24 protein-coding genes are annotated in these 26,678 nt (G+C 54.3%); 17 read left to right on the forward strand and 7 right to left on the reverse strand.

Going from position 1 to position 26,678, the window contains the following annotated elements; genetic code table 11:
- Positions 1 to 85 precede the first annotated feature (85 nt).
- Positions 86 to 1,231, reverse strand: a complete 1,146-nt coding sequence (locus AC6T8Q_RS06485; RefSeq protein ID WP_500678295.1) for an aminotransferase class V-fold PLP-dependent enzyme — start codon at positions 1,229 to 1,231, stop codon at positions 86 to 88.
- A gap of 27 nt (positions 1,232 to 1,258) precedes the next feature.
- Between AC6T8Q_RS06485 and AC6T8Q_RS06490 the strand changes: the two genes are divergently transcribed.
- The 5 genes from AC6T8Q_RS06490 (at position 1,259) to pdxA (ending at position 6,735) form a co-directional block, all read left to right on the forward strand.
- Positions 1,259 to 2,476, forward strand: a complete 1,218-nt coding sequence (locus tag AC6T8Q_RS06490; protein WP_500678296.1) for a protein-L-isoaspartate(D-aspartate) O-methyltransferase — start codon at positions 1,259 to 1,261, stop codon at positions 2,474 to 2,476.
- A 165-nt stretch (positions 2,477 to 2,641) separates the two neighbouring features.
- Entirely contained in the window at positions 2,642 to 3,640 is a 999-nt protein-coding gene (locus tag AC6T8Q_RS06495) for a TIGR03000 domain-containing protein (RefSeq protein WP_500678436.1), read from the forward strand.
- A gap of 221 nt (positions 3,641 to 3,861) precedes the next feature.
- Positions 3,862 to 4,605 carry a hypothetical protein gene (locus tag AC6T8Q_RS06500; protein ID WP_500678297.1) on the forward strand — a complete coding sequence of 248 codons (744 nt, stop codon included), beginning with the start codon at positions 3,862 to 3,864 and terminating at the stop codon, positions 4,603 to 4,605.
- The gene (locus AC6T8Q_RS06505) at positions 4,605 to 5,582 is read left to right on the forward strand and encodes an HTTM domain-containing protein (protein ID WP_500678298.1); all 978 of its coding nucleotides are present in this window, start codon (positions 4,605 to 4,607) and stop codon (positions 5,580 to 5,582) included. The genes AC6T8Q_RS06500 and AC6T8Q_RS06505 overlap by 1 nt, the downstream gene beginning before the upstream one ends.
- Before the next feature lie 115 nt (positions 5,583 to 5,697).
- Positions 5,698 to 6,735 carry a 4-hydroxythreonine-4-phosphate dehydrogenase PdxA gene (gene pdxA, locus AC6T8Q_RS06510; protein WP_500678299.1) on the forward strand — a complete coding sequence of 346 codons (1,038 nt, stop codon included), beginning with the start codon at positions 5,698 to 5,700 and terminating at the stop codon, positions 6,733 to 6,735.
- A 17-nt stretch (positions 6,736 to 6,752) separates the two neighbouring features.
- On the opposite strand, the gene AC6T8Q_RS06515 is transcribed toward pdxA, so the two are convergent.
- Entirely contained in the window at positions 6,753 to 7,406 is a 654-nt protein-coding gene (locus tag AC6T8Q_RS06515; RefSeq protein WP_500678300.1) for a putative ATP-dependent zinc protease, read from the reverse strand.
- Positions 7,407 to 7,818: 412 nt separating this feature from the next.
- On the opposite strand from AC6T8Q_RS06515, the gene AC6T8Q_RS06520 reads away from it, so the two are divergent.
- The 5 genes from AC6T8Q_RS06520 (at position 7,819) to AC6T8Q_RS06540 (ending at position 13,241) form a co-directional block, all read left to right on the forward strand.
- The gene (locus AC6T8Q_RS06520) at positions 7,819 to 8,931 is read left to right on the forward strand and encodes a hypothetical protein (RefSeq protein ID WP_500678301.1); all 1,113 of its coding nucleotides are present in this window, start codon (positions 7,819 to 7,821) and stop codon (positions 8,929 to 8,931) included.
- Between the two features lie 82 nt (positions 8,932 to 9,013).
- On the forward strand, positions 9,014 to 10,348 hold the full coding sequence (locus tag AC6T8Q_RS06525) for a dockerin type I domain-containing protein (RefSeq protein WP_500678302.1): 1,335 nt from the start codon (positions 9,014 to 9,016) through the stop codon (positions 10,346 to 10,348).
- A 25-nt stretch (positions 10,349 to 10,373) separates the two neighbouring features.
- Positions 10,374 to 11,414, forward strand: coding sequence for a DUF1559 domain-containing protein (locus tag AC6T8Q_RS06530; RefSeq protein WP_500678303.1), 1,041 nt, complete (start codon positions 10,374 to 10,376; stop codon positions 11,412 to 11,414).
- A 20-nt stretch (positions 11,415 to 11,434) separates the two neighbouring features.
- Entirely contained in the window at positions 11,435 to 11,827 is a 393-nt protein-coding gene (locus AC6T8Q_RS06535; protein ID WP_500678304.1) for a hypothetical protein, read from the forward strand.
- 94 nt (positions 11,828 to 11,921) lie between these two features.
- On the forward strand, positions 11,922 to 13,241 hold the full coding sequence (locus AC6T8Q_RS06540) for a hypothetical protein (RefSeq protein WP_500678305.1): 1,320 nt from the start codon (positions 11,922 to 11,924) through the stop codon (positions 13,239 to 13,241).
- Here AC6T8Q_RS06540 and AC6T8Q_RS06545 read toward each other — a convergent pair.
- A complete protein-coding gene (locus tag AC6T8Q_RS06545) occupies positions 13,135 to 14,109 on the reverse strand; it encodes a hypothetical protein (protein WP_500678306.1) in 975 nt (324 codons plus the stop codon). The two genes, AC6T8Q_RS06540 and AC6T8Q_RS06545, sit on opposite strands and share 107 nt — an antisense overlap.
- A 317-nt stretch (positions 14,110 to 14,426) precedes the next feature.
- Here AC6T8Q_RS06545 and AC6T8Q_RS06550 point away from each other — a divergent pair, with 317 nt between their 5' ends.
- From AC6T8Q_RS06550 to AC6T8Q_RS06580, 7 genes are all read left to right on the forward strand, one after another.
- Positions 14,427 to 15,791 (forward strand): hypothetical protein, encoded by a 1,365-nt coding sequence (locus AC6T8Q_RS06550; protein ID WP_500678307.1) that lies wholly within the window; start codon positions 14,427 to 14,429, stop codon positions 15,789 to 15,791.
- Between the two features lie 27 nt (positions 15,792 to 15,818).
- Positions 15,819 to 16,643 (forward strand): hypothetical protein, encoded by an 825-nt coding sequence (locus tag AC6T8Q_RS06555; protein WP_500678308.1) that lies wholly within the window; start codon positions 15,819 to 15,821, stop codon positions 16,641 to 16,643.
- Positions 16,644 to 16,662: 19 nt separating this feature from the next.
- Complete coding sequence (locus tag AC6T8Q_RS06560) at positions 16,663 to 17,970, forward strand: hypothetical protein (RefSeq protein WP_500678309.1); 1,308 nt, start codon at positions 16,663 to 16,665, stop codon at positions 17,968 to 17,970.
- 436 nt (positions 17,971 to 18,406) lie between these two features.
- Complete coding sequence (locus AC6T8Q_RS06565) at positions 18,407 to 19,345, forward strand: YybH family protein (protein ID WP_500678310.1); 939 nt, start codon at positions 18,407 to 18,409, stop codon at positions 19,343 to 19,345.
- Positions 19,346 to 19,384: 39 nt separating this feature from the next.
- Positions 19,385 to 20,839, forward strand: a complete 1,455-nt coding sequence (locus AC6T8Q_RS06570; protein WP_500678311.1) for a hypothetical protein — start codon at positions 19,385 to 19,387, stop codon at positions 20,837 to 20,839.
- Positions 20,840 to 20,949: 110 nt separating this feature from the next.
- Positions 20,950 to 21,861 carry a DMT family transporter gene (locus AC6T8Q_RS06575; RefSeq protein WP_500678312.1) on the forward strand — a complete coding sequence of 304 codons (912 nt, stop codon included), beginning with the start codon at positions 20,950 to 20,952 and terminating at the stop codon, positions 21,859 to 21,861.
- Between the two features lie 83 nt (positions 21,862 to 21,944).
- Entirely contained in the window at positions 21,945 to 23,060 is a 1,116-nt protein-coding gene (locus AC6T8Q_RS06580; RefSeq protein ID WP_500678313.1) for a pyridoxal phosphate-dependent aminotransferase, read from the forward strand.
- Between the two features lie 3 nt (positions 23,061 to 23,063).
- Here the strand turns inward: AC6T8Q_RS06580 and AC6T8Q_RS06585 are convergent, their stop codons facing one another.
- The 4 genes from AC6T8Q_RS06585 to AC6T8Q_RS06600 form a co-directional block, all read right to left on the reverse strand.
- Positions 23,064 to 23,687: a hypothetical protein gene (locus AC6T8Q_RS06585; protein ID WP_500678314.1), complete on the reverse strand. Its 624-nt coding sequence runs from the start codon at positions 23,685 to 23,687 to the stop codon at positions 23,064 to 23,066.
- A gap of 158 nt (positions 23,688 to 23,845) precedes the next feature.
- A complete protein-coding gene (locus AC6T8Q_RS06590; RefSeq protein ID WP_500678315.1) occupies positions 23,846 to 24,775 on the reverse strand; it encodes an ABC transporter ATP-binding protein in 930 nt (309 codons plus the stop codon).
- 9 nt (positions 24,776 to 24,784) lie between these two features.
- Complete coding sequence (locus tag AC6T8Q_RS06595) at positions 24,785 to 25,744, reverse strand: ABC transporter permease subunit (protein ID WP_500678316.1); 960 nt, start codon at positions 25,742 to 25,744, stop codon at positions 24,785 to 24,787.
- Positions 25,731 to 26,663, reverse strand: coding sequence for an ABC transporter ATP-binding protein (locus AC6T8Q_RS06600; protein ID WP_500678317.1), 933 nt, complete (start codon positions 26,661 to 26,663; stop codon positions 25,731 to 25,733). Before AC6T8Q_RS06600 ends, AC6T8Q_RS06595 begins: the two co-directional genes overlap by 14 nt.
- Between the last annotated feature and the right edge of the window lie 15 nt (positions 26,664 to 26,678).

Raw genomic sequence — 26,678 nt, forward strand, 5'->3', positions numbered from 1 at the left:
CTAGTCAGCTCTCCGTAATCTCCGCAGTAGAGCCAGCCTAGCCAGTAGAGGCAAAGCGGGGTGGTCACTACTTGACCAAGGCTGGTTACATTTCCCGCAGAACCGCCAAGAGCCGCTCCAAATCGGCAGTGTTGTTGTAGGCATGGGCACTCAGGCGGAGCCGACCTGAACGGCAGGCGAGCGCGACTCCCTGACCTAAGCAGGCTTTGCGAAGGGCTTGTGGGTCGCGGCCAGGAAGTTCCCAGGAGATGATGCCGGAACGATTGTCCTCTTCGCGGGGCGAGTGAACGACGCCCCCGGCAGCGCGCAGGCTTTCGCACGTCTTGTCGGTGAATTCGAGAATCGCCGCGGCAATGTTTTCCACTTCGAGTGACAGAAGCAGCTTGATGCTGGCCCCCAGCCCGATGAAGCCCGGCATGTTGTAGGTCCCCCCTTCGTAGCGGGCGGCGGAGTTCTTCAACCTAAAACCTGCCTGAGAGAATTCGCCAGCATTCACGACACTATTCCAGCCAATACCGATGGGCTGCAAACGTTCGAGCCAACCTTCATGAATGTATGCAATGCCGGCTCCTTCAGGGCCCAACAGCCATTTGTGGCCGTCGGCCGAGAGCACGTCGATTTCGTCAGCTTTCACGTCGATGGGAAACACGCCGAGTCCCTGGATCGCATCAACCAAGAAGAGCGCGCCACATTCGTGGGCAACATCGGCGATCGGCTTAAGGGGACGGCGACAACCGTTGCTGTAGCAAATCCAACTGACGCTCACGACGCGGGTGCGCTCGTCGCAATATTCGGCGATTTGCTCCGGCGAGACGCGTCCTTCATCGGTGGGGACGAGACGAGTTTCGACGCCCCGTTTCTCCAAATTCAGCCAGGGAAACATATTCGTTGGGAACTCATCTGCCAAAGTGACCACATTGTCCCCCGGCTGCCAAGGAAAACCTTCGGCGACGAGATTGATCCCCGCCGTGGTGTTGGGGACGAGTGCGATTTCGGACTCCCCTGCCCCAACCAATTCCGCAGCCGCTTTGCGACAACTGGACAGTTGCGCCGCCCAGTCGAGCCACTTGGTGTCGCCTTCGTGCGTAGCTTGCGCGAGCCACTCAGCGAGAGCGTCATGGGCCGGCTGCGTGAGGGGGGCCACCGCGGCGTGATCGAAGTAGGCCCACTTACGAGCGACCGGCATCGCCGCGCGCAGTCGTTCGCGTGTTTGCTCGATAGAATTAGACATTGGTTTCCATTGACGGAGTTTTTTTGAATGCGAATGACAGTTCAGTTTATCGTATTCTGCGTACTTTGCCTGGGAGGACTCGTAGGCACGAGTGCAAGTTCACAGGCCGACGAGCTCTCCGACGCCCGTGAAAAAATGGTCGCCGAAGAGATCGAAGCCGCGGGGGTGAAGAATCCCGCTGTTTTGGATGCGATGCGCGCAACACCTCGGCATGAGTTCGTGCTCGATAAATGGCGCGAACAAGCCTATTACGATACCGCTTTGCCGATCGGCGATCAGCAGACGATTTCACCGCCGTATGTCGTGGCTTATATGACCGAGCAGCTCGAGCCGCAGCCAACAGATCGTGTGCTTGAAATCGGAACGGGAAGCGGCTATCAAGCGGCCGTGCTGAGCCCGCTGGTGAAAGATGTTTACACGATTGAGATTGTGGATCACCTTGCGCGTCGTGCGACACAAACACTCAAGCGACTCAAGTACGACAATATTCACGTGCGGAGTGGCGACGGCTACTTGGGTTGGCCCGAGGCCGCGCCGTTCGACAAGATCATCGTCACCTGTTCGCCGGAAGCGATCCCAAAGCCGCTTGTTGAGCAACTCGCTGAAGGGGGACAAATGATTATCCCCGTCGGCGAGCGTTATCAGCAGAATCTCATTCGCGTGACGAAGCGCGATGGAAAGTTGGAGCAAGAGCCGCTACAGGCCACTTTGTTCGTGCAGATGACAGGCGAAGCGGAAGAGAACCGCCAAGTGCTTCCCAATCCGCTAAAGCCGCAGATCTTTAACGGCGACTTCGAGCAGGTATTCGGCGAGAAGAACTTGCCGGTAGGTTGGCATTACCTGCGGCAGGCTGTGACAAAACAAGATGGTGAAGGTAATCGCTATCTGGCGATTGCCAACAAAACTCTCGGCAAGCCGACGCGCGCGTTGCAGGGCTTCGCAGTCGATGGTCGCGAAATTCGGAACTTCAAACTTTCCGCGCGGATTCGTGGTAAAGATCTGGGCCCAGATCCACTGGGAAGGCCGTCGGCAGCGATTGTCGTGACCTTCTATGATCAGCGCCGCGCGGTGATTGAGAATCAGGTCCTAGGACCATGGACTGGAACATTCGATTGGCGCACGGAATCGAAAACTTTGCGTGTGCCGGTGACCGCCCGTGAGGCCATTGTGAGGCTGGGACTTTTGGAAGGAACCGGCGAGCTAGCAATCGATCAGCTAGCCCTGGAAGTGACGGATACCCCATAAGGGCGAGTCGTAAGGAGCCTATTAGGGTCTACGGAAACCGCGCAACCCCTAAATTCGGCTAAATTTACGTAGCTTGCTTGAATTACACTCATTCGCTGCTAGATTAGTGCAGGTAGCGGGAAACCGTCCTCGCTCGACACGCAGATAGTTATGGAGACACCGGTGATGAGAATTCTTGGCAAAGGCCGTTTTTCCGTGGCCTTGTTGGCAGCAGCTCTATTGGTTGGTTTGGTAAGTGAAGCAGGTGCTTGGTCTTACGGCAGCTGGGGATCCTCGGGTTCCTATGGTTCGTCGGGTTCGTACGGTAGCTCAGGCTCCTATGGATCCTACGGCGGCTCAAGCGGCAGCTGGGGTTCTTACGGTTCCAGCGCTAGCTACGGCAGCTATGGCCGTGTCGGAATCGTTGGCCGCATTCGTGCTCGCCACGCCGCTCGTCACAGCGCTGGCTCTTACGGTTCGTATGGCTCAAGCGGCAGCTGGGGTTCCTCGGGTTCAAGCGCCAGCTATGGTAGCTACGGCAGTTCAGGTTCGTCGGCCAGCTACGGCGGTGCCGTTTACAGCACCCCTGTCGAAACAGAATGCGAAGGCTGCACGGCAGAAGCCACGACCGACCAAGCTCTGAAGAGCTCGGGCAGTGCCGTGGTCGAAGTCACCGTTCCTGCTGACGCCAAGGTTTTTGTCAACGACAAAGCCACGACCAGCACCGGCAACTCGCGGAGCTACGTCTCCAACAGCCTGCAAGCAGGTCAGACCTACATGTACAATTTCCGCGTCGAGTTCCAAAAGGACGGCAAAGACGTTGTGAAGAACGAATCAGTAAAGCTCAATGCGGGTGATCGCGTGGCTTTGACATTCGATGCCAAGAATGAAATGAAGCTTTCCTCGGCAGTCCCCGCGGCTAAGACCGAATTGAAGCTGTCGGTTCCGGCCAACGCCAAGGTGTTCCTGGCTGGTGCCGAGACCTCGCAAACCGGTACCGATCGCACCTACGCCACGAGCCGTTTGGCCGCAGGCGAAACCTGGAACGGCTACACCGTTCGCGTGGAACTTGAACAAGACGGCAAAACCGTCGTTCGTGAGGAAACGCTAACGATGAAGGGTGGCGAAAGTTATGAGCTAGCGTTCGATTTCGAGCAGGCTGACGATCATTTGGCCGCGAAATAATTGATTCGCCAATAAAATTGAAATTCGCCCCCACATCGGTGTTGACCGGTGTGGGGGTTTTCATTTTGCTAAGCAATAACTGATAGCCGCCAACAGAAGTTGGTGGACAATGCAGCGCAAACCATTGGCTGTCGCCTGCGGCTAATAGTTGCTAAGGCGCTTATCAGAGTTTCAAGATTATTCAGGATGACGCCCGTTCGGGGCAGATAAGTTGAGCCAGGATGGCAAAAGTCGAACCTTCTCGCACGGAACCGCAGCGACCAACCCCACCCGGCCAGCAGCAGCCGGTTAAGAAACAGCCCCCCCGCGCGGCTGGTGAAATCGGTTGGCATCCCGTTTGGCGGTGGTTGGTAAGCCTCTTAATCGTGTTGCATCTGACGGCCGTGTTCAGCGCGCCGTGGGACATGGCGACATCCGCCGCATTGCCTCCGGGATATATCGCGCCGACCGACAACATGGGCCGGCCATTGCCTCCGCAGGCAGGGATTTTACAAGAACCAATTTTGACGCGCGCCCTGCATCGCACGTTCTTCAACGACTATTTGAATCTGTTGTATCTGAATCACGGCTACGAGTTTTTCGCACCCGATCCCAACGGCAGCAATTTGATTCGTTACCAGATTCGTGATAGCGGCGGTCGCGAGATCACGTCGGGACAGATTCCCGACCTCTCGAAACAATGGCCGCGACTCCTCTATCACCGGCACATGATGCTTGCGGCACAGACCGGCGACATGGGCGAAGAATCCGGCCGCCGCTATGCTCAGCATCTGCTGAACGTGAATGGCGGGCACACGATTACAACGGAATTGGTGTTTCACAAATTGCTGTCGCCGCAGGATGTGAAAAATGGTGCCAAGTCCGATGCCGCGGAGTCTTATCAAGTGTTGGCGAAAATCCAAGAAGTGGCTAAACCCAAACCGGAACAGCCGATTGCGTTGCCTTCCACGGAAGGAGAGCCGTGATGGGAGTCTTTGCCGACACACGCGGCTATGTCAGCGAAACGTGGCAAGCGTGGAACAAGTTTTGGTTTCAGTCGGTCGATCCCGCAACACTTTGTTTGCTGCGATTATTGGCGGGGACATTAATTTTTTACACACACTTGGTGTGGTCGCTTGATTTGCAGGCGTTTCTCGGTCCCGAGGGTTGGCTGCCGGTTGAATACGTGCGTCAGCTTCAAGTCAATCAGTTTCAAAGCAATCAGTGGTCGGTCTGGAGCGTTTTTTTCTGGATCAAATCGACGTGGCTGCTATGGACCGTGCATATCATCGCGCTGTTGATCTTCTTCTGTTTCATGATTGGCCTGTTTAGCCGCACGATGGCTGTGTTGGCGTTCCTGTTCGCGGTCTCTTATGCACATCGTGTGAGTCCCGGGGCGTTCTTTGGCTTGGATAAAGTCAACTGCATGCTCGCGCTCTATATCATGCTAGGGCCGTGTGGCGCGCGTTATTCAATTGACTCGCTGCGCCGTTCGCGGCGTGGCATTACGACGCCGGTTGCTCCAAGCACGTCGGCGAATCTTGCCATTCGCTTGCTGCAGGTTCATCTGTGTATCATTTACTTTTTTACTGGTATGGCGAAAGTCATTGGCGAAACCTGGCCCGCCGGGACGGCCGTTTGGTGGGCCATCGCGATCCCCGAATACCGTTCCATCGATATGACTTGGCTGGCCAACTGGCCCGTGTTCGTTGCTATGGCCACACACGCGACGGTCTTTTGGGAGTTGTCCTACTGGGCCCTGGTGTGGAATCGGTTCACGCGGCCGCTCGTGTTGTGGATGGCTGTCTTCGTGCATGGCGGCATCGCTCTCGTCATGGGGATGATCACCTTTGGCGCGGGGATGATCATTGCCAATCTGGCGTTTCTACGGCCCCAAACCGTGCACCGCTGGTTTGACCCGATTGCTGGCCGCTTCGCTCGATTGCTCGGGGCTGGCAAATAAAGAATCAGGAACATTCATCAACGCTCATCTGCGCTAATGAATTATTAGTGGAGATCAGCCATAATTAGTGCTCCCAATCTTTCTATTTGCTACGATCGCCGCCTAAAATTTCAACATGAGTATTTCTGAACAAAAACCCCGACTAGCGATCACGATGGGTGACGCAGCCGGCGTGGGGCCGGAAGTTATCGTTAAAGCGTGGAGTGATCCGCGCATTCATGAAGCGGCTGACCTAGTTGTACTCGGCCATCCCGAAGTCTTGCGCGAGGCCGTAGCGCTGGTTGGTGTGCAACTCAAAGTCAAACCCGTCGACAACATAACATCCGCCGACTCGCCCGAGTCCACGATTCCCTGTTTGGCTGTGGGGAACAACGACATTCTCGAAGTGCCTCATGGGCAAGTCGACGGCCGTACTGGACACGCGGCGTATGAAGCCGTCATTCGAGCGATCGACGATACAAAGGCCGGGGTGTTCGGTGGCATCGTGACCGCGCCCTTGAGTAAAGCCGCCTTGCACGCAGCGGGACATTTTTATCCCGGCCATACCGAACTGTTGGCCGAGCGTTGCGGCGTGAGCGATTTTGCAATGATGTTATATCTGCCCTCGCATGAACTGCCGCATTCACGGGCCGGCTTGGGGGTGGCGCATGTGACGCTTCATATGGCGCTCCGTGACGTATTTGCCAATCTCAATGGCGATGCCATCTTGGAAAAGTGCCGACTGGCCCATCGCGTGATGAGTGTCGGTTTTGGTCTCGCTGCACCACGAATCGGCGTTTGCGCTCTGAATCCCCATGGCGGCGAGAGCGGGTTATTCGGCGACGAAGAATCGCGGATCATTGCTCCCGCGGTGGAACGTGCCCGTGCTGAGGTGATCGATGCGCAAGGCCCCTTCCCTACCGACACGCTCATGGTTCGCGCGCGAGATGGCGAGTTCGATAGCATCGTCGCGATGTATCACGATCAAGGACACATCGCGCTGAAACTGTTAGGGATGCACCGTGCGGTGAATATCACGCTGGGGCTGCCCATCGTACGTACCAGCGTGGCCCACGGAACGGCTTTCGATCGTGCCTGGCAAGGAACAGCCGAATCAACCGGCATGGTTGCGGCGATCACCACCGCGGCGGAATTAGCGAAGCGGGGTTTCTAAGCGAAGCGGCACGAAAGTTATTCGCTTTCAGCCGTCTCTTCGACGGTGTTTTGCCCGTGGTCGATGTCGACAACAAAATCGCCTGACAAGAAGTTACGACCCAGTAGTAACGGATAGTCCATATCCGCGCGGTTATTGAGCGTCACCACGACTTCCTTCTCCACGTCCTTCCAGCGAAACGTGAGTGGAACTTTATAGCGGACTTCATGCTTTTCGGAAGTTTTGACCGTGACACAGTGATCGATTTCACTTTCGACCCACGTGGGCTCGTTTTGGTAATTACAGATTAGCACACGGATGGGCTTACCGATGTTGCTTTCCATGGACTCGGCCTCATCGTCGATCTCCCAGCCTTCGCAATGGATCGAGCAAGAGGCGGCACCCGTGTCGATACGAGCTTCAAATGCCAACGCGCTTTGAGATTCAACGATCCGAGCGGTCGCGCCGATGACGTGTTTTTCAAGCCGCTTGGGAATGCGTTTTTTGAGAATGTTCTCTTCGGAAGAGACCAGCTTTGCATGCCGGGAACTCTTCTTCTTCGGCTCAGCCTTTGGAGATGGCGCTGTCGCTTCAGACTTGTTGGAGCTTGTTTGAGCAGTATCTTCCGCCATGAGTACGGAGTATGAGCCCACCAACAACCAAGCGATGGCCAACGGTAAAAAGCGATGCATCACGTTTTCTCTCCGGGTGAAATATGAGCGGGAACCCGTGGATCCCTGCCTGCGAGCAAGTTCCACCATAACAAACGCTCAGCGTGGAGTTCAACAAAAAACGCGTCTGGACAGCTATTACGCACGATAAAAGCCGAAAGATCGAGAGCCGCATGCGCAAATTGCTCTAATCTAGGTGTGAAAAATTTCCAAACCACAAGTTCTCTCGAAGTTTTGCGATTTTTTTCAGCCACAGTTTTACTCATAAGTGCGGGAATTTGATTGACAAATTCATGTCACAATGCGATTCTGTTGCCAGGCAGAAGAAGAATTTGTTGCAAAAGTTTGTCGTATTCTAAGAGGCAATGGCGCACGATGTGCGCTATTGTCTTTTTTTTGTTGGTGGGTTTGGCCTCAATTGGAGCAAAGTCTAATGAACGTGAACATCTTGAGAATCTTTTTACCCTCTCTTTTCATGACCGCCTATTGTCTGAGTGTCTCTGCCGCGACTTTTACGTTCACGGGTGCTATCGACAACAACTTTAATAACGTCGGAAACTGGGATGACGGACTTGGTGGCCAGCCAGCAACGATGGCAGGCACTCTGGCGGACGACTTGATAGTCAACGGATTTACGGTTTCGGCAGGTACTGGATTTGGGATCGGCAGTGGTGGAAGTTTGACCCTGACGAACTCCATTCTTGATTTTAATCCTTCCACGAATGTGACTTTCTTCACTGGTAGCGAGGCCTTCATTACGGATTCAACTGTAAATCTTTTGAATAATGCTTCCCAGATGTCATTTAACAGTGGTTCGAGTGCTTCCTTGGATGGCGCAACGCTTAACATCGGCGACGATATGTTTTTTCGGGGGACTATTTCGATCATCGATTCGTCCATCACAAGCCGAGGGGACGACATTGAGTTTCAATCAACGGCAGTCATTACTACTGCCAGCGGCAACTACTTTGAAACCGTTGATCCAGCTCAAATCATCTCATTGGATGTAGATGCAACTTTTTCAACTTCGACATTTGTTTCTGGTCGATTCAGCATTCAAAATGACATTGATATTGTCATCGTTGATTCAGATGTCCAATTGAATGGCGACATCGAGGATGCGTTTAATTCCAGATCAACTGGTACGCTTACTTTGCAAGGGACCACAACTTTGCGTGCTGATCAGATTGATGAAGGAGTCGAGTTGTACTTAGAGGATTCCTCATCCGCCAATTTTATTGATGATGACGCCGAGGGCGAGTGGATCGGTGCTGCTACGATTGGCGATTTGAAGCCATCACTCGTTGTATTGAGCTCGCTAAATGCTTCGGTTTCCTTTACTGGACCTCAAGGTGCAAGCAACGACGCCACACAGATCATCAATGGATTGGTCGGACCGGCAGCGACCTATGCCAATTTTCCGAATCTATTCAGCCCAAGTAATTGGGACGGTCAATCTGATGTCACAATTTCTTTGGTTCCAGAGCCAAGCAGCATTTTGCTGCTAATGGTGATGGCGTGCAGCCTATGCACTCGTCGTATTTAAAGCGGTTTAGTAGGGAATAGGAATCTGGTTTATGCACCGCGGCATCGCTATATGCCGCGGTGTCCTTTAGGGAGAGGTCATTATGAATTGCTTTAAGCCATGGGGCTTGATGACGTTATTGATTTTTAGTCTGTGGCAAGTAAATCATTCGCACTCACAGACCTTCTACTACACAGGTTCGTCCGGAGGTGATTTCTTTACAGAATCAAATTGGAATTCCTTGCCGGGTGGCGGTGGTACTTCGCCAGTAGCGGGTTCAATTGAACCCGGAGCAGGAATCGCTCTGCAATTGATCATTGACGGAGATACCGTTGATGCCAACGGGGGAGTCGAAAGCGAACACGGCGTTGACATTGCAGCTGGTGGAAGGCTGGAAATACGCAGTGGCTCGACGCTAAACATCTACAATGACAATTTTGACGCTCAATTTGAAATCAGTTCGGGCGCAAGTTTTTCTATGACCGATGCGATGGTCACCGTTCAGGACGATATCTTCCTGCGTGGCGAGTCCGTTTTTTCGGGTGGAGCAATAGAAACCTTCTTCGATGATATTGAATTTCTGAGCAGTGATTTGACAATCAATGGGACTACGTTTCGAGCGACCGATGTAAGCAGTGGTGCTTCCTCCAATATCATCGCGCGAGCTCAACTGACTCCTGAGGCAGGAGCCTTCATTAACGGCGCTACATTTTTTACAAATTCTCGGTTCGGAATTCGCGAATTTGATGTAGTGGCCACGGATTCCATTTTTACGATTGCCGTGGATCTTGAAGATGCGTTCACTAACGATCAAGACACGGCGACCGCAGGCCTGACGCTGTTGGGTACGTCTTCATTGGAAGCTGAACAAGTTCAAGAAGGAGTGAAGCTGATCCTCGATGACTTCGCAGTCGCGACATTGAATAATGTCACCGGTACTCAAGTGACGACTCATGCGTGGCTCACCGAATCGTCGACGGTGACGATCAATTCTCCGGACGCACAACTGATTCTCGAGAACACCCAGATACTCTCGAGTGCCTCCAAGGTTATTAATGGCATTACTGGACTTGCGTACGAGGCTGATCCTAGTACTTGGAATGTTACTAACTGGAATGGTATCTCCCCCGTGACTCTCCAGATTGTTGGCGGACTCTTGGAACCAGACGCTGATTTTGATGGGGACGGAGACGTTGATGGCCGTGACTTTTTGACTTGGCAGCGAAACTTTGGAGCAATTGGGCAAACCAACAACAGTCTTGGTGATGCGAACGGTGATGGCACTGTCAACAGCCTGGACTTGGCGGAATGGCAAACTCAGTATGGCCAGCCTCCATTGTCGCATGTCACTTCGATCCCCGAACCGGCGACTTGTGTTCTGTTAATCTTCGGCGCAAGTTGTTTGTATTGGTATCGTAGAAAGCCAGTCCGCGCATAGCAGTCTCTTTGCAGGAAGCTAAAAAATGAAGAATTCTCATAATATGAGAACCCGCGCCACAGCATTTACGCTCGTGGAATTGCTTGTGGTGATAGCCATTATCGGCGTGCTCGTGGCACTCTTGTTGCCAGCGATCCAAGCCGCACGGGAGGCAGCTCGGCGTATGCAGTGTATCAACAATTGCAAACAATTAGCACTCGCCGTCCAAAATTATGAATCCGCGACCCAAACACTACCCCCAGCTGGGTTGTTTCTCTCCAAACCTAGTGCAGAGAACGCAAAAGTCAATTTACGAGCTGGCCGGAATCACAGCTGGATCGTGCTCGTGTTGCCCTATATGGAACAACAAGCAATTTTTGACCAGTTTGATATAGAGAACGTCAATATCGCCGCAACGAGGGGCAATCCTCAGCCACAAGAATCACAAATTCCATCGCTACTTTGTCCGAGCGATCAAGCACAAGGCAGGAGCTACAAACACTGGAACACTAATGCTCCGGACACGGGGGAACGTTCCCGTTTTGCAAAAGGCAATTATGCCGCCTACAACAGTGTGCATCACACGGACTATTTCCGTTGGCCCGGCGCAATGAGCTTGTATGGAAATGAATTAAAACACTTGAGTGATGGTACGTCGGCGACGATTCTCGTCACTGAAGTACGAACGCGTGAGCATGAGGATGATCAACGCGGTGCTTGGGCTCTTCCTTGGGCAGGGACTTCCCTGGTTTCGTATGACATGCATAGTGTCGGCGAAATCAGTGCGAGCGATGGCCTTGAGTTTGACCCACTTCCTGAATGGGCCGGATTAGCTAGGGATCCCAATAGCATCAATCCTGACGTCGGATATCTTTGCCCCGACGACGTTGGAGCCTTAGCCGAAGGAGTTCCTTGTGAAATCGGCGGGTTCATTTCCTCGGCTCCTAGGTCATTGCATTCGGGGGGGGTGAATGCTTCTTTTGTTGATGGTCATGTTACCTTCTTGAACGAAGACGTCGACGACTTTGTGATGGCATATTTGGTCTATATTCGCGACGGTCGAGCCGTGGATACAAGTAACCTTTAGGCAATTAAAAAAGGAATACTATGCACGAGAATTCGACCTGGAAATCATTCTTATTAATCGGTGCTACTCTTCTTGGGATTATTCTTGTTGGCTTAGGTGTCGTTTTGCCATGGTTGTCAAATCCCACCGAATCAGTGACTGAACAACAAGCCAAAGAATACTATGCCGCCTCTCGCGCCGTTGAAGAGGCTGCTGCAAACCGAGCACGTCAGAATCAGCAAGGCAACGCTCCGACAAGTGCCGACCAAGCCCGAGAATTACAAGCTGCTCGCGAACGTTATTCGGCAGCGCGACAGTCAGTAGAGGAAGCAAAAGAGAGCAAAAAGAATTTAACATGGTGGATGAAGATCGGCGGCTTTTTATTTGTTTTCGTTGGCGTTGGTGGCCTATTGCTACAAAAATCACATGGATGATTTCTCTACTATTAAGATTCACGCCGCTAAAGACTTGCCCGCAATGCTTCGCTCAAAACAAATTATCCGTATTAGATTTCCCTGGACGCCAATCTTGGTCGTTTGTTTGCTGTTAATGGTCGCTCCGAAGATACATGCCATCAATATCACGCTTGATTTTACGCTCGACGATAACAATCTGAACTGGTTCGGCAACTCATCGGCGGGCATATCACGGCGAGCCATTCTTGAATCAGCGGCAAGCTTTCTCTCAGGTATTATCACGAACGACGATTGGAATTCGCTACCAACTTTTGAGGGGGATTTGGAATTTACGGACATTTCCGTAAGCTCGATCACGGATCTTGGTGGCAACATTGTCTCAGGTACTCCTGAAAGTGATGGAGCGGGCTATTCCTATAGCATGAGTACGGTCAATCGGACTTCCGTAGCGGCTAACGAGTATGTGATTTATGTGGGAGCACTTGCCTTTGATAATGGAACGACAGCTCACGCTAAGGCAAGCTATGATGGAAACGACCGTAGGAATGCAGCAGGCCTATCACAGGCTGAATTCAATACCTGGGGCGGACAAATCTATTTCGACGTGACAAATAATTGGTTTTATGGGCTTAATCCGGGAGTTGATCCTTCTGACAATTACGGAGTGCAAGATTCAAACAAGAGTCCAACAACCGATATCACAACCGATAATTGGGATTGGAACACGACGTCGGACAGTTGGAAGGGGTTTCAACTATCCACACTCGATACTTCAGCCAATGGTCGTACGGACCTTTATGGTACGGCGCTTCATGAAATGATTCACGCCCTTGGCATGACATCAGGCAATATGCCAACATACGTGGGAGTGGACAGCAACGGCAACTTTATTGGAGAGAATGTTGTCTCCGTATATGGTGGTCCCGTGCCGGGCGATGGTGGGCACTTCGATAATGATGTCCAGTCGTTAGTGTGGAATTCACAAGATATAATTTCCGAAGTATTGCTCGATCCCAACTCAACAAGCGGCGTGCGAAAATATCTCACGGAAGTCGATGCCGCACTTCTACGCGATTTGGGGTATCAGGTCCTTGAGAACTTCTCGCCAGCGGACTTCAACTATGACGGCTTAGTCGACGCGACTGATTTGACCACTTGGCAAGCAAGCTATGGCGTCGATCTGCTGGGTGATGCCGACAAAGATGGAGACACCGATGGCCGCGACTTTCTGTTTTGGCAGCGCGAAGCCACAAGTTCCTCGCCGCTCATCGCTAATTCGCTTGCCGTACCTGAACCAACGAGTGTGGCCTTGCTGGTGAGCGGTATTATTTTCTTCGATCGGCGACGGCTGTTTGACCTTCGCCTTTTTGTCTTATCACCTGATCGAACACCAGCGAAGTCTCGTCACTCCAATCAACGTCGCCCGGTTTGAATTGGAAGATCGTGTTGTCGACCGCGGCGGCGAACTGAACTTCGAAAATCTCGTAGCGCGTGAGCGGATCGTGCGTCGGCTTGAGGCCCGTGAGGTTGTCGGCCAGGGGCGCGTCGGTTGCGCGACGAAATTCGATCACATAGGGAAATAGATTGCTTTCACCCACTAGCAGCAGTACGTGATGAGGCAGTTGCTCCGGCCACGGATGCTCTTCGTCGATGATCGTGCAAAGCTCGGCGAATTGTTCTGGTCGCCATTGGCCGATGAGGGCCTCGACGGCAAAGCCATTCAGCTGAGTGGCGCGTGGCGGAGCAAAGCGATAACGGCGCAAGAGGTCGGCCAGCATCTGGGAGAGTCCACCGCGGAATTCGGCGGCGCGCAGAAGTTCTTCCCATTCGCTCGTATCGTGCGCGGTTTTGGGATTGCTTCGTAAACGGGCTTTGAGATTTCCCACGTCGAGACGATGGATTTCGCGCCCACTGGGTACATGTCGATCTGACCACAAATAGCGTCCGTCGAAGACTTGCAGATAGCTAGCATTCTTGCCGGCGACTTGTGTTTGCATTTCCCAGCGAGTTACCCGCTGAGGTCCCGCACCGAGCTGCCAGTAATGACCGGAGCCGAGCAACGTGTCGTTGCCGAGTCGGGATTGATGCCGCAGTTTGGCGGTGACGTTGGGGCGGCGTTCCATCGCGGCCAGCACTTCAGCGACGAAAGCATCGCCGTTGACGGTGGCTTGCGCATAAGCAGTGCATTGCACTGGCAGGAAAACCAAAGCCAGCAACAAGCATCCACGAACGCCCCAGGATGGCAATCCCCAGGCATTCATTCGTGCTAGCGCGAAGCTGCGTCGTGTTAAGCCACGCAAAATGGTTTTCCTTTGTCGGTTTTGGCGGATTTGCCAAAGATTCCGGTCGTACCATGTCGACCATTACTCACCGGAAGACTACCTCGACTCGTCGGGGTCACTTCCCCATGGCTGAGATGCCAGCGATTCAAGGTGCGGGATTCTAGTGAGATCCTGCCATTTGGGTCCACGGCAAACGGTAACAGCATCCTGGTGCAGGGTGCTAGCACCTTCGGCCATGAATTGAACGAACACGGAGACCCCCGCCGCACGGCAAGGGCTACTCCACAACCTCGTATGCCAAACGCATGTTCGTGCGACTTGAGGGGGGAAACGCGATGAAAAAACGATTGTTCACAGTTGCGATAGCGTTGTTGGCCATGGTGGCCGGAGCGAAGTGCTCTGCGCAGCATCACTTGGCCTACAACTTGCCGCCTGCCCAGCGGCTGATGGAACCAGGCCCCGGCGTAGGTGGCCCTGGACCGGGCGTTTTGATGCCTTCCGCCGGCATGGGTGGTGGTGGGATTGCTCCCGCCATGGCCATGGGTGGCGGAATGGGAAGTGGTTACGCTCCTGGTTGCCCTCCGATGGGAATGGGTCCTGGGCCAACTTCTCAAATTGCCTTTTTGGGTGTCGAAGGGGGAGAAATCTCCTGGGACATCAGCGGGCAACAAATTTTTGATTCCACCCCGTTGGTGATGCCTGGTCGACAGAACTTTCCGCAGGGTGCGATCTATCGCTTGAAGCTTACCAATCTGCCGAGCCGTGCCGGAGTCGAGTTGTATCCCACGTTGGAAGTCGCTCCGGTGACTCCACGGACCGATGCCTACTTGGCTCACGCTCCAATTCCCGTGCAATTCACCGACGAAGACTTGGACCAAGTCCTCAGCGGTAACTTTGTGACCAAAGTCATCTACTTACCAGATCCCGAGTTCCAAGAACTCGCACTTTCGGGCGTCGAAACCTTGGTCAGCACGCGTCTCGATCCGGGTGTCGATCCGATTGCCGAAGCCGATCGTCGCGGTGCGATACTCGCGATCTTGCGAGTTGGTAACCTCGATTTGCAACTCGGTGGCGGTGGTATGGCCATGGGCCCTGGTGGTGTGGAACACGCTCAATATGCCGAGGGTGAAGAAGGAGCTTACCCAGCCGAAGGTGGTTACGCCGCGGGCGTTCCTGCCGATCCTAATTGCTATCCCGGTCAAGGTGGTGGCTACGGTGGTGGGTACGGTGGTGGGTACGGTGGTGGCATGCAACCTCCGATGGGGATGCCCACGGCAGGTTTTGCTCCGCAAGCGTTGCCTCCGCACATGGTGTCCGGGATGACCACTCCTCAGTGGGGCATGCCGAGCACCGGCACTCCGATTGGGCTACCCGGTCCTCCTCACATTCCTTTGGGTCACGAAGCGGGCCTCACCAAGCACGTGATGAAGAATCACACTCGCGTGATGATGCCGCCTCCAGTTCATAAACAAACGATCACGGTCAAGCAGCGGCCAGGTATGAACTACCCACGCCCTGTGAACCACGTGAATATTTCCGAAACGAATCGTGCTGGCTTGCGTCTCTTCCACGGCACGGTGCCACCGTTGGTGCCCACCGCCGTGAAGAAAGCGGCTGCCGCGGCTGCCGGTTGCCACGATGGATCTTGCTATGAAGGCGAGTGCATCGAAGGTGCCGAATACGTCGAAGATTGCCAATAGCAACAAGCAATTGGTGAATGGAGTTTTATGACAACGGTTCGCACTACTCAGCCATGTGATGCAAATCGCATGCAGGTCGCTGGCTCACTGCTGTTAGCAGTTCTGATTGGTCTAGCATGCGGCGCGGAAGCGCTGGCTGCGGAAAAATCAGCGCATTGGCACCACGCAGGTGCCATGCCTCCGGGAGCGATTGGCCGCCAGCGACTGCTGAGAGGTGCACCGTTGTTGGGTGCCTGTCAGCCGGTGGAGATTCGTGCTCCTCAGGGAGCCCGAATCGCCCCGGCGGCGGGAACCACTTTTCTCGAAGGTCAGCCTGACCGGCTGCTAGTAGGTCTTACGATTGGGCCGGTCTATCGTTTTCGCGTGACCGAAATTCCCGAACATCCGGGACTCGAAATTTTCCCAACCGTCGAACTCATCGACCGTTTGTATCCCCCGCCAGGACAAGCCATGCGCTTTCCGGTGCCCATTGAGCTGACTCAATCCGAGTTGTTGCTCGCGGCCGAAGGGCGCTTTATCACACGGGTGATTTATCTGGAAGACCCGGATTTGGCCCCGGCGATTGCTCGCGACGAAAAGCAACAACCCTGGGTCGAAGCACGCCCTGGCGACGATCCGTTGGTGATGGCCGATACACTGGGCCGTCCGATGGCAATTTTGCGATTGGGTGGTCGGACTCCCGAAGGAGATGAAGCCACATTTTCTTATGGCGCGGTCGACCCCATCGTGTTGCAACAACCACCGGCCGATCATCCTAACAAAGGCTATGTCGATCATGCCGTTCAGCCGGCGATTCCGAACGAGATTCTTATCAATCCGGAAGACATGCCAGCCTACGGCACCGACCAATAAAACATCGAGGCAGTCCGTCGTGCAATCTGCTTATCCACAATACCAAGCTCAATACGAAGATTATTCGCGTCCCCCCACGTGGTTTCGCTACGGCGTGATCGCGGTGGCGACGTTGATCCTTTGTTCCTGCCGAGCGGTTCCGGAACAACAATCACAGCAAATGCACGGAATGCCGCCGGGAATGCAGTTTGGCCCTCAAGGTCAACAATCTGCACAACAACTTCCATATCCGCCAGCTGAGTTTCCCCAAGCGGCGATGCCGCGCCGGGAAGTGATGCCAGCCATTTACAGCAACGATAGGCATGTGCCGCCATCGGCAATTCAGCAAGCACAGTATGCCGCGGGCATTGGAACCGGAGGTTGCAACACCCCCGGTTGTGCGGCCTGCGGATGCGGCTGCGAGAATTGCCCGATCGTCGGCCCACGTGATGAATACCTTTGTGATGGTGGCGATCACGGCACGCCCGCCGGTGTGAAAGCCGATTGGGAAGTCACTGGCTTAGAAGAAGAAGACACCGTTGCTCATTATGACACGGTCGATGGTCGCACGATTATTACGCCAAGCAATCAAGTCTGTATTTATGCCCCACGATTTGGCGTGGTCCGCCGCGTGATCGATTTGCATGAATACGCCCGCTACGATGCCGCGAATGGCTATGGCCAGATCACAGCCTTGGCGAAGATCGATGAAAACGAAAAGATCATGACCTCGCTCGCCAAGGTTGAGCCAAACGTCAATCGAGGCCGCGATCCGGCAAGCTTGCTGAAAGAACGTCAACAACCGGGGGAACTCGATCGTGAAGTCCGCTTGCTCTCCGACGTTGGCACGCTCGCGCCCTATGCAAACTTGCAACTCGTGAAGGCAGGAACGCTCACGGGTGATGAAAAAGTCAAAATCGCTCGTGCAAGTTTAGCCGCCATCACTTGGACGGGCGATCAAGCTCCGCAGATTACGATTGATAGCCGCAATGCCGTGGCCGCGGTCAGCGACCGCACGCCGGGCGTGATTTATCACTTGGAAGAACCCAATAAGCCGGTCTTGCGGATCGTGAAGCTTGCATCTTGCGGTTCCGCCAAGCCAGGCGAAATCATCGAGTTCACTTTACGGGTGGACAACATCGGCAATCGCGAGATGGGGAACGTCACGGTAGTCGACAATCTCACGACACGGCTTGAATATGTGCCCGACAGCGCGAAGGCGAGCGTCGCGGCCGATTTCTCGACCGAACCCAACGACGGTGGTTCCGAAATTCTCCGCTGGGAGATCAAAGACCCCGTGGCCAAGAACACAGGATTTATTCTGCAGTTCAAGGTGAAGGTGCGGTAAGAAACAACTTACGCAATTTCACAAAGGTAAAATCAGTCGTCCACGAACGCCATGCGAGTCGAGACGATGAGCCTCTTCGATCTTGTTGTTCTTCCTATTCATGCCTGCTGTGGGTTCGCGATTAATTCTGTTAGACCATTCACGGTCCCTCGCAATGTTACGCAGTATTATTTTGGACAGTTTGCGTTGTCTTAATCGCCCCAAATTGCTTCTCTTTAATTGTGTGCGTATTTCGACCCATCGTTCGCGGGCGAAATCTCTCTGATTGCGTTACACTCTGTTGCTACTTGTTCGCACGAAGAATAAGTTAAGGGCAATGAACAGTTAGAATCTTTTCGAGCTGGCATGCGATCAATACCAAAGCTGGCTTTTGCCGCAGATTGATCAAACGCCAAGCGAAGTTCCTAAGTTATTTCACGTCGAGGGAGGACGTACCATGAAAACATCTGTCTTTGTGTGGGCCTTATGCGGAGCCTGTCTGATTTTGCCACCGCTCCGCGCGGATCAAGCAGCTGATGAAGCCGCGATCCGTGAATCGGTTGCCTCGTACGTTAGCGCATTTAATGCGCAGGATGCACCGGCTTTGGCGGCCCACTGGTCGGACCATGGGGTTTACCAAAATCCTCTGTCAGGTGTAGAAGTCAGTGGCCGCAAAGCCATTGAAGAGGAGTTTGCAGCGGTCTTAAAGGAGTTGAAGGGTGCGAAACTTTCGGTCAACGTGGCATCGATCGATTTTGTTTCACCGAGCGTGGCCGTTGAACGGGGTACTGCGGAGGTAGTTGGTGCTCAATCAAGCCCCGAGGCCACGGAATATTCAGCTGTTCACGTCAAACAAGGGGATAAGTGGCTACTGGATCGCGTCACGGAGAAGGAGGCCATAACGGTCAACTCCCATTATGAGCAGCTCAAGCCGTTGGAGTGGTTGATTGGCACTTGGGTTGATGAGGATGAAGAAGCGCGGGTGGAAACCTCTTGCGAGTGGGCTAAGAATCAGAATTTTCTAACGCGCACTTTCACCATTGATTTGCCGAACGAGCCGAGACTCTCGGGAGTGCAGATTATCGGTTGGGACGCATCCCAAGGAAAAATCCGCTCTTGGACGTTTGACTCGGATGGCGGATTTGCTGAAGGAACTTGGGTTAATAAAGACAAAAGTTGGATGGTTGAGACAGCCGCCGTACTACCTGATGGACGCAAATCGTCGTCGATCAATATCACGAAGTTGCTAGATGACGACACGGTATCTTGGCAGATCACCGGGCGTGACGTCGACGGTGAGATCCTGCCGAATCTGCCCGAAGTGAAGATCACTCGCCACAAGGCATCGGAGCCTGTGCTCGACTCGGAAACAGAATCTTCGGCCGTGGTTCAATAACCTGCTATCTCAGCAAAAATGAAATAAGGAATTCGTCAGATGTTCAAGCTACGTAAATTCACGGCCGTACTTCTTGTCGCAATTTTGTTATACCCAGTTGACGTGTTTGCCCGCGGTGGGCGGGGCGGAGGAGGTGGTGGTGGTCGAGGAGGTGGCGGCGGAGGTCGATCAATGGGTGGTGGCGGAGGTATGAGTCATGGCTCGTCGATGAGTCGGGCACCTTCCATGAGTCGACCGTCGATGCCCAGCCAGTCGCGTCCCAGCCCTTCACGACCCACTAGCGGCGCTCGACCGAGCACTGGTGCAATCGGTAGTCGACCAAGTGGCGGTGCCGGCGCGCGTCCTGGTGCTCGACCCAGCACGGGCGGTCCTGGTAGGCCAGGTTCTGGTGGCATCGCCGGTGGCGGGCGACCCAGCGCTGGGCAATTGAACAGTTTTCTCGATATCCCTTCACAAGGGGCACGGCCGAGTGCAGGCCGGCCCTCGGCAGGAACGTTGCCCACCGGTGGTAACGCTGCCGTGGCCGATTTCTTCCATGGCGGGGGACGAACTGCTGGTGCGGCTGGCGCTGGTGTGGCGACTGGAGCGATCGCCAACAATCGGGCTGGCCAGATTGGAACTCGCGATGTGGCAGGCGGCGTAGGAGATCGAGCGACTCAGCTCGGCGATCGCGCCGCAGGGGCTCGTCAACAAGACCGTGCTGGTGACCGTGGCGATCGCCAAGCGGCACGTGTTGAGAATCGAGGTGACTATCGGTCCAATCTTGCCGAGGGCCGTGGCGACCGACGCACCGACCGGCAACAACAGCGGGGCGATCGCGCGGATAGTATTCGCGATGAACTGGGCGATCGGTTCGATGACAATCATCTCTTTGAAGACTTCTGGCGTGATCATCCAAACGCCTATGTTAACTTCCGGCAGAACCCGGTTTTCTGGTCATGGGCGACTTTTGCGACCGCCTCGGCATTCATGCCGTGGAATTGGGGGTCTGGCTATTACTACGACTATGGTAGTGGCGGGACCAGTGGATACTCGTCGGATACCGGAACCATGTACGCCGACGAAGCGACCTATTCCTCGCCCGAGTATTGCGCGGAAGCAGAGGCTCTAGCCGAGAGCGCGCCCGAGGAACCACCGGCCGACACGGAATGGCTGTCGTTAGGAGTGTTTGCCGCTACAGACGAAAACAGTCAGGCCGTGCCCAACATGTTTTTGCAATTGGCGGTCAGCAAAGAAGGGATCATCGCAGGGACTTATCAAAATAAGACCACGGGTCAGACGGAGTCGCTAGAAGGCATGGTGGATAAAGAAAGCCAGCGTGCGGCTTGGACCATCTCCGGGAAGAACACGCCGATTATGGAGACCGGGCTGGCCAACCTGACCATGAACGAGGCCCCCGCCTTGGCACATTTTGCTGATGGCACAACACAGCAATGGTTGCTGGTCCGCGTGGCCAAGCCGGAGGAGACTTCTGCGACAACGCCAAGTCCTTGATTGCGAGTATGGCTGGGGAGGTAACGTTGCGGACAACAACCGACTGCTGTCGTTTTCAAAAAATGGCAAGCAGGATAGTTGTTGCTGGAATTGTCCATTAGACTCTCCCCATGCCGTACTTCTATTTTTTATTCAACTGCCTGATTTGGGGTTCGAGTTTCATCCTCATGGATCGGGCTGCCAACGCCCTAGGGCCACTCGCGATTTCGACGGGCAGGCTCTTGGGCGGTTCGTTGACGCTTGCCTTGTATTGGGCCTGGACACGACCGCCGAGCCATCTCGCTAAAGGGGATTGGAAACACATCCTGTTTGTGGCCGCGGTGGCCAACGCATGGCCGTTCACGGTGCTGCCCTTTGTGATGTCACAGGCTGATGAACATGGCTACTTCGGCATGATGGTTTCGTTGTTGCCGTTGGTGACGATCATTGTTTCGATTCCGATGCTGGGCATTTGGCCCACCACGCGGCAAGTGATCGGCGTGCTTGGTGGCTTGATCTGTTTGTCGGGAGTCGTACTCGACGGTTCGCAGCGGGGAATCGCGCCGGGAGTCTTATCTCTCTCCGTCACCGTGCCGATGGCGTACGCAACAGGGAACACCTACATCAAATGGAAACTGTCGCATCTTGATTCCGTCGTGATGACAGTTTTGTTCTTAGGGATCGCTGGGCTCTTACTGTTGCCTCTCCAGTTGTTCCCTGGTTTGTTAGAACGTACCGGCTTGGCGGGACCGCATGAGCCCCATGATTGGGGGCTAGCCATGATTTCCATGCTTCTGCTGGCCGTGCTGAGTACAGGACTAGCAACGTTGATGTTTCTGCGGATGGTGAAAGACCAAGGGCCGTTGTTCGCGGGCATGGTGACCTACGTGATTCCCATCGTGGCGTTGGCCTGGGGACAATACGACAGCGAACGGCTCACCACCTTGCAAGTCGGCGCGATCATGGGCGTTCTCTCGATGGTGGCTCTGGTGCAGTGGCGAGCCGCGGGAGCCAATCAACCGCAAGCTGAACCCTTGGCCTAGGTGCCTCGCGAATCCGCAAGCGTATCGGTTATAGTGTGATTTGAATTTCTAACCCCCAGCCTCCAGCCCCTAGCCTCCTTCTTATGTCTCATCCCTGGTTAGCAGAACGTACCCGTGAATTCGATAGCTCCGGCATTCGCAAGGTGTTTGACCTCGCGGCAAAGATGAAGAACCCGATCAATTTGTCGATTGGACAGCCGGATTTTCCCGTGCCCGACGCAATCAAAGAAGCGGCCATCGAAGCGATTCGCAACGACAAAAACGGCTACAGCGTGACGCAAGGGATTCCCCAGCTCCGCGAAGAGTTGCAACGCCGCGTCGATGCAGAATATGGCCATGCCGATCGCCGGGTGTTGATCACCTCCGGGACGAGTGGTTCGCTAGTGATGACGATGCTCGCGCTGCTGAATCCCGGCGACGAAGTGATTTTCATGGATCCGTACTTCGTCATGTATCCTGCGCTGGTGAAGATGGTGGGTGGCAAGTGCGTCATGATCGATACGGCTCCGGATTTTTCCATCGATGTCGAGAAAGTCAAAGCAGCGATCACATCGCGAACGAAGCTGATTTTGCTCAACAGCCCGGCCAACCCCACGGGCGTGGTTGCGAGTCGCGAGAGTGTCAAAGCCTTGGCGGAGCTGGCCGCCGCGCGAAATATTGCGATCCTGAGCGACGAAATCTATCGCACGTTTAGCTACGACGGCGTGCCGGCAAGTCCCGCCGAGTGGAACGATCAAACGCTGGTGGTCGACGGCTTTAGCAAGACGTATGCCGTGACTGGTTGGCGCATGGGCTGGATTCACGGCCCCGCGGCGATCATCGACAAGCTCACCATGATGCAGCAATACACGTTTGTTTGTGCGCCGCATCCGCTGCAATGGGGCGGCATCGCGGCGCTTGACACCGATATGACCGCGCAAGTTGATGAGTACCGCAAGCGGCGTGATTTCATCGTGAACGGCCTGCGCGAGGCGGGTTACGAAGTGGCTCCCACGGGTGGAGCATTTTACGTGTTTCCCAAAGTGCCGGCAGGTCTTGGCACAGGCACGGAATTCGTCGCCCGCGCGATTGAAAAGGAATTGCTGATTATCCCTGGCAATATCTTCAGCCAACACGACACCCATTTCCGCATTTCTTACGCGGCGAGTTGGGACACGCTCGAACGCGGACTTGGGGTGTTAAGGGAGTTGGCAGGCTGACGATCAGCCCCCTTCGCTCTCATCGGTGGCGGAAAATTCTCGGCCACGTACTACCCCCACAGCAATGGCTAGCAGAACGAGCGTGTAGGCGACAAGCACGACCGCGTGTTCCCAGGCGGGCGGATCGCCGATAAAGGCGAACAGCACGTTCATGTCGGCGTCTATCGTGATATCGCTCCAAAGAACCGCCAGAGTCCGGATGCGATATTGCACGGTGAACGTGTTAATCAATGCGGGAACCAAGCTGATGATCAATTCAAAAACCAGTGTGAACGCAACCGCGATGACCATCGACCGTTTGGGAAACAATGTGCCAATCAGCAAGTACAACGCTGCATAAGCCGGGCAGGAAAGCAACGTAATCCGTACTATGACCCATGCGATTTCCGTGCCATTGTCATACGGCATAATTGCCGTGGCAGCGCAGAGTCCCACAATCGCTGCACTTAATGCCCAGGTAAGGGCAACCAAATACTTACCCAGGAGCACGTTGGTTTTACCTTGCGGCCGAACCGCCAAATAAATCCAACTTTTGCGTTCAAGCTCCGCGGACACGACGGGCGTGGCCCACAGGAATGTGGCCAACATGCTCACGAGCATTGGCACGAGCGTGAAAAGTATAGCCATCCAAAGCCCTCTTGGCATCGATTCTCCGCGCAGGGAGAATCGGATCATACTGACGATCGCTACTGGGAAGAGAGCCAATACCAACCACCAAGCCATGCGGGCGAGTGTGAAGGCACGACGCCATTCAAAAAAAAACACGGCGGCTATGCTGCTAAGGTTCATGCCAATTCTCCGCGATGAATCTTTAACAGCGAATTGAACAAGGCTTGCAGTGATTCGTCAGTCGAATGCATTTCTTCGACGCTAATTCGTTTTTCCGCAAGCCAGCCCGGGAGTTGTTCATAGAGTTTGAAGGGATGTCGCGTGGAAACAATCAATTGATTTTGATCGATTCGTAGGGAATCAGTGATCTCGTGTTCCAAGAGCAGGCTCGCCAAACGGCGAGGATCGTTTGTGCGAATGGTGACCTCATTTGGCACGTCCACGAGCAAGGCATGAACCTCAGCAGCTGTTCCCGAAGCCAGCAGCCGTCCGCCGCTGATCAAAAGGAAGCTGTCGGTGATCGATTCCACTTCGTAAAGCAAATGACTGGCGAGCAATAAGCTCTTGCCTTGGCCAATCCATTGCTTGAGCAGCGAGCCCATTTCGTGTCGGCCTATCGGATCGAGGCCGTTAAACGGCTCATCAAGGATCAAAAAGTCGGGATCGTGGGCGATGGCTTGGGCCAACTTCACGCGTTGCCGCATTCCGCGGGAGTAACTGGAAATGGCCCGATGCATGGCGTCCTTCATGCCGACAATAACCAAGGAATCTTGCGCCGCTTTGGTAGCAGCCGATGCACTCATCCCTTGCAGTTGACTCAGATAGCGAACCCACTCATAACCAGAAACATTCGCATATAGACCTTCGCTGCCGGGGCAATATCCTAAACGACGAAACAAGGCCGCGTTATTGCGTGGTGATTCTCCAAACACCCGCACCCGGCCAATCGTGGGGCGAAGCTGACCGGTAAGCAGATTCAAAAGCGTGCTCTTCCCCGAGCCGTTGGGACCCAGCAGTCCGTACGCTCCCGCCGGTAGCGACAGCGTCATATCGTTGACACCGATGACCGTACCGTAAAGTCTTGTAACGTGGGAAAGTTCAATCATGACCAGCTTTCAAGCACGCAACGGTGCGGAAATCCTGCGGAAAAGAATCACGGTGGAAACAACGGTTATCGTGGCGAGGATTGCGGCGGCGTGTTTCACCTGGTCAAAAGTGGAAATATCAAAGACCCAGCTTTGAACTTGTCCCAACGAATGATAAAGCGAAACCGTGGACCATTTTTCAAGCACCGCCGGTGAAGCCGAGTTCATGAGATCCATTTCTATCTCGGTCATCATGACGTAAGTGAATGCGCCGAGGATCCAAACGGCAAACCAGCCAAACCCTGCGTAACGGCTTTCTTGTGTCATTGATGACATGCACAAAGCGAGCGATGCGGTTGGGACCATTAGGACCGCCGACGCGGCAATGATGCGTAATGGCAAATCCCACGTGTCGTACACGACATTCGCACTGGGCGAAAGCAGTACTCCGAGCACGTAGAGCACTAAAGCCGGTGCGGCGGAAATCATGATCAAGTAAAACCAGACAGTGGCCAGCTTGCCGAGCGCATATTGCCACCGTGCCAACGGCCGCGAGAAATACAGGAGAAAAGCCCGTGAACGGACGTCTTGCGAGATCAAAGGTGGGGCGATGATTCCCACCATCAACACCATGAGCCCTCCCTGAGAATAGCGGAGGAACAAATAGAGGAGCCAAGACCACACCGAATGTCGCGCGACGGCTTCATCCTCTATGTCGAGAGTTGCGGTCAAACCTGGCAATGTTGACACCTCTTGAGGGAGTATAAATCTGAGATTACCTCGCATTTCTTTCACTGTGAGTGAATGTTCCCAGAGAAAGAAAACTGCCCCAAAAAAAATTGCCGGCAACCAAGCAAAAAGCATCATCCGCTTGAGCCAGCTGCTTTGCCATGCGCGGCCGACCCCGGCCTTGGCGATGACAACCCACCGTGTCCAGGGGGATGCCAGCTGCTCATGCCACTCTCGGTAGCCCAGATCATGAATTGGCATCTGGTTGCTCCCGTACAGCGGAGAGGAATATTTCTTCGAGAGAGTTCCGCGACGGTTCCAACGACCGAATGCCAATATTTGCTTGATTGGCAACCTGCCAAATTTTGACCGCAAGTTCCGCGTGCTGGCCATCGACGGTGATCGCACCGAGGGCGCCGATACGTGCTTTGAGTCCGGCGCGTTCCAATTTCTGTGCAAATTCTTCGGGGTTATCGATCACATGAATCTTGAGAGAAGGCGCAGTTGGCTGGCTCAAACGATCCAGGCGATCGGAGATTCGCACACGTGATTTCGCCAGAATAATGACGGCATCGCTCACGGCTTGTACGTCGGGCAAAATGTGCGTGCATAACAGGATTGCCTTGCCGTGATTGCGAGCCAATATCTTAATGCGGCTCAGCATGGTTTCCCGTTCGGCCGGATCAAGCCCCGACGTGGGTTCGTCGAGAATCAACAGTGGCGGATCATGCACTAACGCTTGCGCGAAACGCAGTTTTTGACGCATGCCGGTTGAATAGGTTTCCACCGTGCGATACCGTTCCTGGCCCATGCCGCAAAAGTCGAGAATCTCATGAGCACGGCGGAGCGATTCCAACCCTGGCAAACGAGAAAGCTGCGCAGCGAACTGCACTGATTCCACGCCTGAAAGGCCCGAAAGGTAGCAATCGTCCTCGGGCATGTAGCCGACGCGCTCGCGAATCTGGCGGTTGTGACGGCCGAGTTGGTATTCCAACAACCGGCCGCGGCCGCTCGTGGCCCGCAACAAGCCCAGCAAGACTTTAATGAGCGTGCTTTTGCCCGCACCGTTGGGCCCCAACAGGCTTGTGATGCCAGGCTCGATCTGGAGCGACACCCGGTCGAGCGCCCGATAAGAACCGTAGTTCTTGGTGATCTCTTCCAATTCGATCAGTGGGGTCATCAAGGGGTCGCGCCA

The sequence above is a fragment of the Bythopirellula sp. genome, from assembly GCF_041737835.1.
GTDB lineage: Bacteria > Planctomycetota > Planctomycetia > Pirellulales > Lacipirellulaceae > Bythopirellula.